This window comes from Mycobacterium sp. (genome assembly GCF_052143115.1).
Taxonomy (GTDB): Bacteria; Actinomycetota; Actinomycetes; order Mycobacteriales; family Mycobacteriaceae; genus Mycobacterium.
Genome location: NZ_JBKQTQ010000146.1, coordinates 1 through 11,431, shown reverse-complemented (window position 1 = coordinate 11,431; position 11,431 = coordinate 1). Strand labels below are relative to the sequence as shown.

Sequence of the window (11,431 nt, the reverse complement as noted above, 5' to 3'; positions counted from 1 at the left end):
AGCTGCGGCATTACATGGCGCAGCTGCGGTCAATCGAACGACCGCGCACTTCGTCGAAGTCGCTCGTATGCTCCGCGTTGCGGGGTCCGCGCTCCTAGGCTTTGGGGGTGCGTTTGTCGTGGCCGTTTATTGGACGCTCGGAGGAGATGCAAGCTATCGAGGCCGCCATCTTGGCTTCGGATGCTTCCGGGATCGTTGTCTACGGGGCGGCGGGTGTGGGGAAGAGCCGGATCGCCCGTGAGGCCTTGTCTGCTGCTGAGTCGCAAGGATGCGAATGCCGGTGGGCGGTCGGCACATCTTCGGCTCGGGCGATTCCGCTTGGTGCTTTCACCGCATGGGCGCCGTCGGGTGTCACGGACACCGTTCAGTTGCTGCGGGGGGTGATTGAGTCGTTGACCTCCGCAGCTGCGGGCGCCACGGTGGTGGTGTGTGTCGATGACGTGCATTTGCTCGACGATTTGTCGATATTCGTCGTGCACCAGATTGTGCAGCGCGGCGCGGCGAAAGTGATTCTCACCATTCGCGACGGTGAACCGATTGCCGCTGCTGTGCAAGAGATATGGACGGTTGGCCAATTCGACCGGCTCGACCTGCAACCACTGTCGCTCGATGAAACCACCACGCTGCTGTCGGCAACCTTAGATGGACCGGTGGATCCAGGTGCCGCTCAGCGGCTGTGGAAGCTAACGCGCGGCAACGTTTTGTATCTGCGCAACATCGTGGAACAGGAGGTCGCTGACGGCCGAATCGTGCAACGGCACGGGTACTGGCGGTGGCTCGGTGATCCCGTCATGCCGCCCGGCCTGGTTGAGCTGATCGAATCCCGCATCGGAGCCCTGCCCGCGCCGATTAGCGATGTGATCGACACGCTGGCTGTGGGGGAGCCCATCGAACTGGCGGCCCTCAGGCGCATCGCTGATCCGGCGGCGGTCGAGGAGGCCGACACCCGCGGCATCATCACGCTGAGGCCCGTCGTTGGCGGTGTGGAAGTGCGGGTGGCACACCCCCTCTACGGTGAGGTGCGCCGCAGACGCGCGGCACCCACCCGGCTGCGACGGCTGCGCGGACTGGTCGCCGCCGAACTCGCCGCAGCCGATGACCACGACGACATACAAGTCGTGGTGCGCCGCGCCACGTTGAGTCTCGACTCCGACCTCACACCCGACGCCGACCTGCTCGTTAGGGCAGCCCAGGGCGCCGTCTGGCTGGCGGATCTGACGCTCGCTGATCGACTCGCGGAAGCGGCAATCCGCGCTGGAGCTGGACCGGAACCGAATTTAGTTCGAGCGCATGCACTTTCGTGGTTGGGCCGTGGCGAGGAGGCCGACACGGTGCTCGCCGCGATTGACGACGGCGCGTTGACCGACGAAGGCCGCGCCAGATTGGCGTTCCTACGGGCCAGCAACATGCTCTGGGCGCTCGGTGACCCATCGCGCGCGAAAGAAATCATTGACGAGGGGTCGCGCACCACACCACCTGAGGCGCGCAGCTATATCGATGCCTTCCTGACGGTGTACTGGTTTGCGATGGACCGGCCGGAGGCGGCGCGGCAAGCTTCGGAAGGCCTTGCATTGGACGATCTGCCCGCCGTCGTTGGCGCGGAAATAGCGTGGGTGCTCGCCACCATAGCCGCGGACGCTGGTCGCACCGCCGAAGCAGTGGCCGTCGCAGATGCCGGTTACGCCAACGCGACACGCTCATTTGACGCCCCGCACATGAGGTTCAACATCGCCGATGCACACATCAGCGCGCTGCTGTTGTCCGGCCGGATCGGTGATGCCGTTGAGGTGGCCGAACGGGTCCGCCAGCAGGCTGCCGATCTTCCGGGCGCCGCTCAGTTACTCGGCTCCGCCGTGGCAGGTCGGGCTGCGCTTGGGGCCGGCCGCCTAGATACCGCATGTGCGATGTTGGAACAGGGGGCAGAAGGGTTGTCCGCCTCCCATGCCATCGGCTGGGGATACCGCTATCACATTCCGCGCACGACCGCACTGGCGATGCGTGGTTCGACTGACGAGGCTGCAGCCATGCTCGCCGTGCTGGACAAGCTGCTCCGTCCGTTTCGCTCGCTCGACTACGAATGCAGCTTGGCCCGGGCGTGGGTGGTTGCGAGCCAGGGGGCTGTTAGCGAGGCGATCACCGTCGTGCTGTCGGCGGCCGAAAGGGCTGCAGCCGCCGGGCAATTCGCGGCCGAAGTGGTCTGCTTGCAGACCGCCACTCAGTTCGGTGATCGCACCAGCGCACCCAGGTTGCGTGAGCTCGAGTCGATCGTCGAAGGGCCACGTGCCGGCCTGGCTGCCCGGTTCGCCGTCGCCCTGCGCGACGGCGACGCTGCTGAATTGTCCTCGGTGTCAGAGGAATTCGAACGAATGGGTGATCTTGTCGCGGCTTTAGATGCGGCTGCCCATGCCGCCCTCGCGTATCGCAGCCAAGACCTGCGGGGATCGGCGTTGACATGTTCGGCGCGCGGCGATGCGCTGGCCGAACAATGCGGCGGCGCCAGCACTCCGGCGCTACGCCAGGCCGCTAGGCCCTTGCCGTTGACCGACCGCGAAGCAGAGATCGTGATGATGATCGGTGAGGGATTGTCCAACCGTGCAATCGCCGAGCGACTGACAGTTTCCGTACGCACCGTCGAGAGCCACATCTACCGAGCGATGGCCAAGACGGGAACCACCAGCCGCGACGAACTTGCCGCACTGATACCCCGCCCGGGGGCGCGAACAGAGTGACATCGCCTCTGACGGCGTGCGTTCCGCTCCGGCGATGATTTCAGTATCGCCTTACTGAGTCGGCACTACGAAAATATACGCACGCTGCTCAGATGGCCGATGAACTCAGCCAACGCGAGCGGGCGCTCCGCCGGCTGCCGTTGCCGTATTCGCTGGCATTGAGACTGCGCGACGCCGGCGTCGCCGCCGACGTGATCTGCCAGTACGTCAACGTCGAGCAGGCCGCCCTGGATGGCCTGTACAGCATGGCCGAAGCGAAACTTGTTGCGGCGCTCAACACGACAGACGATCGTGCGGCAATAGACCGGGGCCCAAGAATGCGACTCGGTAGTACCGCGCCGAAAGCGGGCGAATTGCAGTAGTGCGCTACTGCGCTCGTCCGACCGAGCGCGAGTGACGATTCCTATCGCGGGGCAGGACACCCGGACGCCGTTGATCATCGCTGCGCGAGGAACAACAACAGTTAGGAAACTGACCAATGATCCGCATCACTCTCACCCTGACTGGCGCGCTGGCCGCGCTGGCCTTCTCCGCAGCCACGGCGCACGCCGACCTCGATGCACCCACGCCGTTTGGCCCCGAGTTCAATTCCACCTTCGACGACAGCCCGTTGCTCCAGCAAACACTGTATGACCAGGATTTCAGCCTGTTCAACGCCCCGGCCGAGACGTTCGAGGGCGCGGTGCGCTACGACCGCCCCTACTACGGCGGCGGCGACAACTACAACGTTTCCGTCGAACAGGACATCTCCGGCAACGTCCCCGTCGGGGAGCAGTACAACGACTTCAGGATTGGGGACGGCATGTACAACTCTTTCCCGATTGAGGGCTTCGGCGAGGTCTACAACAGCATCGGCGGTACGCCGGAGGCGTTCTTCACCACGCCGTTCGGTGACCTCAACTTTCCTACCTGGTTCGTTGAGGCGGTAGGCCCGACCTTTTTCGAGCCGTCGTTCTTTACCGAGCCGTCGCTGTACGCCGCGACATTGCCCGCCGCCGAGCTGCCCGGGCTGGCTGCCGACCTGCCCGCACTACTGGCGGGGCTGTGGTGACCCCGGTCGGTGACGGCGGTTTAAGCGTGACGCCGGTACTGCAGCTGAAGGGCGTCGGCAAGACGTACCTCAGGGGCGACGAGCATGTACATGTGCTCGTCGACTTCGACTTCACCTTGGACGCAGGCGAATTCGTGGTCGTGACCGGACCATCGGGAGCCGGCAAATCGACCCTCCTGCATATTGCCGGCGGGCTGGACGCACCTGACAACGGCACGGTAGCCGTGTCCGGCCAGGACATCTGGGCGCAGAGCACCGGCAGGCGCGCCGCGTTCCGACGGCGCAACCTGGGATTCGTCTTCCAGTTCTTCAACTTGGTGCCAATGCTGACCGCAGTGGAGAACGTGTCGTTGCCGCTGGTTCTAGACGGTATGCCTGCCCGTTCAGCCGACGCACGCGCTGAGGAGCTACTGGAACGGGTCGGGCTCGGCGACCGCGCGCGGCACCGGCCGGCCGAACTCTCGGGCGGACAAATGCAAAGGGTGGCGGTGGCGCGCGCGCTGGTGGCCCGGCCGTCCATCATCATCGCCGACGAGCCGACCGGAAACCTGGACAGCCATTCGTCGACCGAGGTCTTGGATCTCCTGCGGTCGCTGTCAGACGAAGACGGCGCGGCGGTAGTCATGGTGACACACGACCAGGCCGCGGCGCGCTACGGCTCACGCGAGCTGCACCTAGTCGACGGGCGTGCCTACGAAGTCGACGCCGCCGCGCCCATCGCGGAGCGGTGATGCTACGGCTGCGGGCCGGATGGCTTTCTTTCCGGCGGATCCACCTCGCTGCGTTGATCGCCGACTGGCGCCGGACGCTGCTCAGCGCAATCGGCGTCGCCCTTGGGGTGACAGTGGTACTCGGGACGCTGATTCTCAAAACCGAGCTCGCCCGCCCTTTCGACTCATTCGGCCCATCGCTCGCCCACGCCGCCGACATCGGGGTGGTCGAGGTTACGCCGAACGTAAGCGGCAGGTTGCCGATGGAGACAGTCAACCGGCTGCACGCCGAGGTGCCAGGGGCGCAAGCGGTCATCCCAATCGTCGCCGGCTTGACGCCCGTGGACATTCCAGGCGGCGGCACACACGGCTTCTTTCTGGTCGGCGGGTCGTGCCAAATCGAGCTGCTGGTCGGAGCGTTCAACTGCGAGCAGCGTGCCCGCGACGAGAAGGCCGCAGATGGCCCGGGCGTGCCGCTGGAGGTTCCTACGGTCATCGCACAGCGCCTCGGCCTTCAGCTGGGCGAGGAGTTGCGCATCCCCGGCGTGCCTCCAGGTGCGGCGCACCTTGGTTGGACGTTCCCCGAGTTCGACCGCGTCGCGGGCGTCAACGATGGTTACGTGCTGCTAGCCCCCTCTGTGGACCTAGCCGCCAGCATCCTGTCGTCACCCGGTTATGCCACGGCCGCGTTCGTACTGCCGAGACCGGGCGCCGATATCCGGGCCGACATCGACCGGGTCATTGCTCGCGTCGCAACGGCGGGCCCACCCCGCCCGCAACAGCCGGCCCTGTTTGAGAACGCCACACAAAGCTTCAACCTGACCGCGCTGGCCGGCGTCCTGATCGGCCTCCTCATTGCCGTGAACACCATCCTGCTGGCGGTCGAGGACCGACGAGCGGTGATGGGGACCCTCGGCGCGATCGGCGCCAAACCGGTCGCGTTGTTCGGCGGGATGCTCGGCGAAGGCGCCGTGGTAGGTCTGCTAGGGGGACTGTTGGGGGTCCCAAGCGGTTTCCTGCTCGGGACTTATCTGGTGAACAGATTCGGGCAATCCATGTTGGCCGGATCCGGCGGCGCAATCACCGCGCACTTCACGCCGAAGTTGATCGTGATCGGAGCGGCAGCGGGGATCGTCTGCGGAATCCTCGCGATGATCGGGCCGGCCGCCAGGTTGGTTCGCGACGGGCCGTTGGCGTCGATGGCGAGCGCCGGCGGAGTGCAGCGCGTCAGGACGATCCCGACGTGGCCGCTGATCGTTGGCGCGGGCTTGCTGGCGGGCGCCGTCGTCGTGTTGAAGATTTTCGAGCGCGGGTCGCTGCCGCTCAGCGCGGGCATCAACGGCATGACGGTGGGGTTGTGCGGGGTGGTGCTGGTGACGGTGTGGATCGCCCCGCGTGCTGCCGGGCTGTTGATCGAGTTGCTGACGATTGCGCGTCCCGCCGTCGGGCGCCTGCTGGGTGCCGATTTTCGGCGCTACACGTTGCTGTTTGCTATCTCCGCCGCGCTACTCGCCGAGGGCACCAGCTTGGCCATCGGCTCACATAGCATGCAACTGCTCGGCACCAGGCAGGTGGCAGCGCAGAAGGCCGACCGACTGCCCGCCGCGTTGTTGATTGCCGCCCAATCAGTGCTCGATCAGCGGGACGGCCGGCTTTCTGACGCCACGTTCAAGTTGGTGACTGGCGCCGCTGACGGGCGAAGCGTGTCTTCGCGCTGGCGATCGACGATCTCGTCGGGGACCTTGTCGCGCCTAGTCGTCGGCGTCACGCCGGGCGATTGGTACAGCCTGGCGCTGTATGAGCCGAGCGATGTCCGTGACAGGCTCTGGCAGGGATTGCGGGAAGGCGAGATTGGCCTGAGCGAGATTGCCGCCAGCCGGCTCGGAGTCGCCGCAGGCGGAGCGGTCGAGCTGCCCACCGTCGAAGGGCCGAAGCAGTACCGGGTGGCCGGGATCTTTCATCCACGGATGATCAATGACACCGCAGTGGGCGACATCGTCCTGGTCTCCGAAAGATTGGCGCGTTCTGATTGGGCTGCCGTACGCGACCAGGTCGCGGTGGCCTATCCGTCTTCCGCCGACGCGACCGCCCACCGTAACGACTTCGTCAACCTCGGCGCCGGACTGTCGGTGTACGACAACGAACAGTGGCGCTCGGAGGCCACAACCGGAATCACCCGTTTCCTTGAGCCGTTCACGATCGCGGGGTACGTGGTGATGGCGGCCGCCGGCCTGAGCCTGCTGAACGTGTTCGTGCTAGGACTCGTGCAACGCAAGCGTGAGCGAGCCGTGTTGCGAGCGATCGGTGTGACCTCCGGGCAAGAACAGGCCGTGATCATCGCTAACGCGGGCCTTCTCGGCTTGCTGGTCGCTGGCCTCGCTGTGCTTGGGGGTGTGGGCCTTACGTATCTCTGGTCGCTGGGCTCACCGGTGTACTACGGCATCAAGATCGACTGGGATGTGCTGGCGCTGCCGCTGCGAACCGGAGTGACCGCTGTGTTCGTGCTCGTCCTGGCCGCCGCGGTGTATCCCGTGATCCATTCGCGACGGTTGGAAACGGCCGAGGTGCTGCGAGCTAGTTGACGCGCTGTAACTTTCCTGCGCTCGGCAGCTCACCCCATTTTCCGAGTGAGACGCAGCCGTTAGCCGTGGATCTCACGGTGCAATCGCGGAATGTCGTCGCCTTCGCGCCGAAACCGGTGCATGTGTTCCCGAATCGCGGGGCTTGACGTGGCCTCGAATTCCTTGGGCGGCAATGACATCTGAAAGACCAGTCCATGGCCATCGGCCCCATCCACCAGGGCACCGAGTCCCGCAACGGGCAATTTCATCAACGGCGTGCAGTAGGACGTGAAGGTGTCTTCGAATTGGATGCGGTAAACGCCGAAGCCGCTCCAGTTCGAGACAAGCGGGTTCCACTGGGCCGGATTGAAGGCAGTGGATACACAGCGGGCGGCCCGCCATGCACCGGCAGCGTCCAGGAACTGTTGGTTAGTGCGCAGGTCGCAGTGTTCGTCGGCAAAGTGGTCCACGTTGTGGCGGATGCGTTCGGCAATCGAACTTGCAGCCTCTCCGCGTCGCAGGTCGAGGTTCAGCGTCGTGAGGATATTGCCGATAAGCATCGGATCGAGGCCACAACGATTCCGCGCATCCACGGCGATCGCGAGGGTGCGACCATCCGCCGCGGGATCCGCCTTCATGAGCGCTTCGGAAACATGCGCGCACACAACGTCGTTCGCAGACAAGCGCATCCGGTTTCCGTAGGCGTCGCGCATGCTGGCGATTTCGTCTTCTCCGAAGTAGAGACTCAGAGTTCGCTGCTTTCGCGCATCCTTTGCCAGGTACAGCGCGCTACGTGCAATTTCTGCGAGCCCGAGGCAACGCACCCCGGGCTCCCGAGCGCCATCGGCAGGGAGATGCTCGTCGAGGTAGGCAGCGCGGTCTTCGACGATCAACGGCTCAGCGAGTGGCTTGTCGGCAGCGGCGGCAGCCCACGCGTTCATGAAGTGCATCGACGTCTGCATGTCGCCGATCGCGTGGTGCCATGAGAAACCGATCGCGGTCGCGTCGTCCGCGAGCTGCGTGACACGTACCTTGCACAGCGCGCCCCGCCCCCATCGAGCCGTGGCGCCGTTCACCGGGTCGATGAGCCATAGTCCGTTGTCCTCCGACACCGAACGGATCGCCTCACGGAGCGTGCGGCCGGACGACACAGACGTGAAGGGCACACCATGGCCCTCACATCGGATTCGCATCGTGCCGTCGACCAGGGCCATTCGCCCCGCGAAGATCGGAAGATTCGTGAGCGCCTGCGTAAATGCACGAGTGAGCGCCGTCGTGTCGAGTTGCCGCTCAAAGAAGAAGACGATGTGGACCGCCAAGTTCGCGACAATGGCGTCGCCGACATTGCAGCGGATTTCGAGCCGTTGTGCGGGCACTGGTCTGATCAGCTGAGTCGACACAACGGGCTACGTTCGGCGGTTCATTGTTACGCGGCCGCCGAGTTTCGGGGTGTGGGCGATTCCCCGGAAATACGACTTCTCATCGGCGGCGGCATCGGTCTCGATCCGGAAATTCTGCAGCACCGTCCGCAGCACGATATCCATTTCGGCGATCGCGAAATCAGCGCCGATGCAACGCCGTGCTCCGCCGCCGAACGCCAGCCATGCTGGTGCCGCCGGCTTGGTGCCGCGGAAGCGATACGGGTCGAATCGTTCGGGGTGAGGGAAGATTTCCGGATTCTCGTGCAGATCGGCAATGCGCACGAACACCGTGCGGTCATGCGGAATCCGCCATCCGCCGAGGTCGAAGTTCGGCGCCCTGACCCGGCGGCCAATCGAATCGATGACGGTGCGTACTCGCAGCACCTCAAAAATTGTGGCTCGGCGGAGGTCGCTGCCCCTCTCATCGACCTCTCGGACCAGTTCGGCCAGCACGTCTGGGTGGCGCCGCAACCGCTCGAACGTCCAGGCCAGTGCTGTTCCCGTGGTTTCGTGGCCCGCACCGATGAGGGTCAACAGTTCGTCGCAGATGTCCAGCCGCGACATCTCCGTTCCGTCGTCGCGCCTGCTGCGCAGTAACAATGCCAGGATGTCCGCCCGCTCGCCGAGACCCGGATCGGCATCGGCCCTGTCGATCAGCGTGAATACGATGCGGTCGAGTGCCTTGCGGAAGTCGTCCAGCTTGCCCCACGGGCCGTGGCGTCCGGTCCAGCGTGGTGGCGCCGGCACAAATGCCATGAGCTGTCCGAGTCTCATGTAGGACGGCACGATTTCGCATAGTTCCTCGAGTTCCGCCCCATCAGCACCGAAGAGGATCCGCAACATCACCTTCAAGGTGATCCTGTTCATCGGTTCGAAAATCCGGAATTCCTTACCCTCAGGCCAATTCGCGCTTTCACGCAGTGTCTCGTCCACGGTGATCGTCTCGTAGTCTTTGACGCTATGGCCGTGAAAGGCCGGTGCGAGCAGCCGGCGCCGATCGCGATGTCGGCTGCCATTAAGCGCAAATATCGACCCGGGCCCGAACCAATTTCCGAGATTCGGCTGCACATTGATCAGCTGTTCGGTGCTCGCGGTGCACACCGACCTCACCAGAGCCGCGTCGGAAACGACGACTGATCGACCAAAGAATGGGACGTTGATTTCGAAGATGTGTCCGTGCCGATTGATCCAATTCCGCATCGCCTTGCGTTGAAAGAAAGCGAATCCAACAGCCTGCACGAGCTGGGGTAGGCGCACCGGCGGCGGGTTCAACCTGTTCGGCAGCAATGTTTCGCACGGACTGGCCATGGCCCGATCGGTCATGCGGTCCCCCAAACTGCGATGTTCCTCGGAATCTCCTGCTCGGTGATGCGAGCGCGACGGCTCGCATCACCGAGCCACGTGCCAAGGGAATCGTCGCTTCCGGGGGGTGTGACGAGCTCAGTAGTGCACCACTGCAATCTCGCCGGCCTCGGCGCGGTGCCACTTAGATGCGGCCGGCGGCAGCCGCGAGGGGGTGAGTATCGGCGAAGTTCTGGCGCGCGTCACGGTTGTCGACCACGCCATCGCGACCCGTTAGGAGGGCCAAAACATCCGCGGAATCGTCAAATTGCCGACTATTCCCCACCCTCGATCAGCGCCTTCGCCCAGGCGATGTGTCCTTCGAAGCCAAGCGATTCCGCCATCGCGCGATAGCGACTCACCAAGTCCCGGTAGGCAACATCGTCGCCGCGGGCCCGGGTCAGCAGCGCGCGCAGCCGCAACAGCCAGATCTCGCGTATCACCAGACCCTCGTCGGCTGGCGTCGCCGCTAACCGCTCGATCGCGGATTCGGCTTCGGCAAGATCACTCTCGGCCCCGCGGTCCAGCAGTGTCTCCACCAGCACACCGGTCGCCGGAATGCCCCAATTCAGCAGTTGTCCCTCGCGAAACAGATGGTCGACGGCGGCGCGCATCTGCGGTATGGCGCCGTCGCGATCTCCACACCGAGCCGTCTCGCGCGCCAAGTAGGCGTTGACGAGCGGTAACTCGCCCAGGCCGTAACTCCGGTGCAGGAACACTTCGCTGACCTCTGCCAGTAGCTTCTGTCCGCGGTCACGCTCTGCAGCTGTGTGGCGGTGCACCAGCGCAAAGCCCAGCGTCATCCGGGCGACGGCCACCGCGAGGTCATCACTGGATCGTTCGGCGATCCGCAGGGCCTCCTCGATCTCACGCTGTGCGCGATCGTCGGGCCTCGGCACGCCAAAGGGTACCCCCACGAAGTAGATGTAGGCGACGACGGTGGCATAGGACATAGGGTCGGCGCTGCGGGCCATGACCAGGCCGTGCCGCAGGTCATCTGGCCATCCGGGACGGCCCAGGCAATACCGGGCAATAGCCCGCGACGTCAAGGCGTGCGCTAACGGAGTCCCGAAAATGAAGTTGCCTTTAGACGGATTACCGTCGGCCAGATCGATAACCCTCTGTGACCAGCGCAACACGTCCCACCACTCGCCACTTTCAAGCTTGGCGTAGATCGTCGCGAAGGACAGCCCCACCGTCAGGGTCGGATCGCCGACCGACTCGATGAGGACCATGGCTTCCGATGCCAGCTGGGATGCCTCGCGCATCCGGCCCTGGAACGCGTGATCCATCACCAGCCCCACCATGGCGATGGCCAGTGACGCCTTGTCCCCGGCGGCAGTGCACAACTCCCGCAGTTCATCAAAGCGGGCGCCTGCCACATTCATATGGACTCGCCAGGCGATCCCGCACAACATCGTGCGAGGGGCAATGCGCATGGCTGCCCGGTCCGGGTCATCGGCGGGTAATGCTTCGGCGATCTTTTCCGCGCGCTCCCAACTGACCCGGGCGGCGGCGATGTCGCGGTTGGTCGCCCACGTTGCGGCACGCATGTGCCAGCCGTAGGCGGCGTGCAGCTCGCCGGCGGCCTGCAGATGTTCGGCGATCAGCGCCGCGT

7 protein-coding genes and 1 pseudogene are annotated in these 11,431 nt (G+C 64.7%); 5 read left to right on the top strand and 3 right to left on the bottom strand.

Annotation, left to right across the window (positions count from 1 at the left end; translation table 11 throughout):
• Positions 1-107 precede the first annotated feature (107 nt).
• The 5 genes from ACLQI9_RS15490 (at position 108) to ACLQI9_RS15470 (ending at position 7,072) form a co-directional block, all read left to right on the top strand.
• Positions 108-2,729, top strand: coding sequence for a LuxR C-terminal-related transcriptional regulator (locus ACLQI9_RS15490; RefSeq protein WP_442391879.1), 2,622 nt, complete (start codon positions 108-110; stop codon positions 2,727-2,729).
• Between the two features lie 92 nt (positions 2,730-2,821).
• Positions 2,822-3,091 carry a hypothetical protein gene (locus ACLQI9_RS15485; protein WP_442391878.1) on the top strand — a complete coding sequence of 90 codons (270 nt, stop codon included), beginning with the start codon at positions 2,822-2,824 and terminating at the stop codon, positions 3,089-3,091.
• Between the two features lie 116 nt (positions 3,092-3,207).
• Positions 3,208-3,780: a hypothetical protein gene (locus ACLQI9_RS15480; protein WP_442391877.1), complete on the top strand. Its 573-nt coding sequence runs from the start codon at positions 3,208-3,210 to the stop codon at positions 3,778-3,780.
• A gap of 26 nt (positions 3,781-3,806) precedes the next feature.
• Complete coding sequence (locus tag ACLQI9_RS15475; RefSeq protein WP_442391876.1) at positions 3,807-4,511, top strand: ABC transporter ATP-binding protein; 705 nt, start codon at positions 3,807-3,809, stop codon at positions 4,509-4,511.
• Positions 4,511-7,072, top strand: a complete 2,562-nt coding sequence (locus ACLQI9_RS15470; protein ID WP_442391875.1) for an ABC transporter permease — start codon at positions 4,511-4,513, stop codon at positions 7,070-7,072. The genes ACLQI9_RS15475 and ACLQI9_RS15470 overlap by 1 nt, the downstream gene beginning before the upstream one ends.
• Positions 7,073-7,131: 59 nt before the next feature.
• Here ACLQI9_RS15470 and ACLQI9_RS15465 read toward each other — a convergent pair whose 3' ends face one another.
• From ACLQI9_RS15465 to ACLQI9_RS15455, 3 genes and pseudogenes are all read right to left on the bottom strand, one after another.
• Positions 7,132-8,427 (bottom strand): acyltransferase, encoded by a 1,296-nt coding sequence (locus ACLQI9_RS15465; RefSeq protein WP_442391874.1) that lies wholly within the window; start codon positions 8,425-8,427, stop codon positions 7,132-7,134.
• Between the two features lie 30 nt (positions 8,428-8,457).
• Complete coding sequence (locus tag ACLQI9_RS15460) at positions 8,458-9,795, bottom strand: cytochrome P450 (RefSeq protein ID WP_442377052.1); 1,338 nt, start codon at positions 9,793-9,795, stop codon at positions 8,458-8,460.
• A gap of 293 nt (positions 9,796-10,088) precedes the next feature.
• Positions 10,089-11,431: pseudogene (locus ACLQI9_RS15455) on the bottom strand (cyclase); the annotation flags it as partial.

What these genes read in the sequence shown, in the direction of transcription:
- ACLQI9_RS15485 (WP_442391878.1), top strand. Translation starts at nt 2,822, where the DNA reads ATGGCCGATGAACTCAGCCAACGCGAGCGGGCGCTCCGCCGGCTGCCG.
- ACLQI9_RS15480 (WP_442391877.1), top strand. Translation starts at nt 3,208, where the DNA reads ATGATCCGCATCACTCTCACCCTGACTGGCGCGCTGGCCGCGCTGGCC.
- ACLQI9_RS15470 (WP_442391875.1), top strand. Translation starts at nt 4,511, where the DNA reads ATGCTACGGCTGCGGGCCGGATGGCTTTCTTTCCGGCGGATCCACCTC.
- ACLQI9_RS15460 (WP_442377052.1), bottom strand. Translation starts at nt 9,795, where the DNA reads ATGACCGATCGGGCCATGGCCAGTCCGTGCGAAACATTGCTGCCGAAC.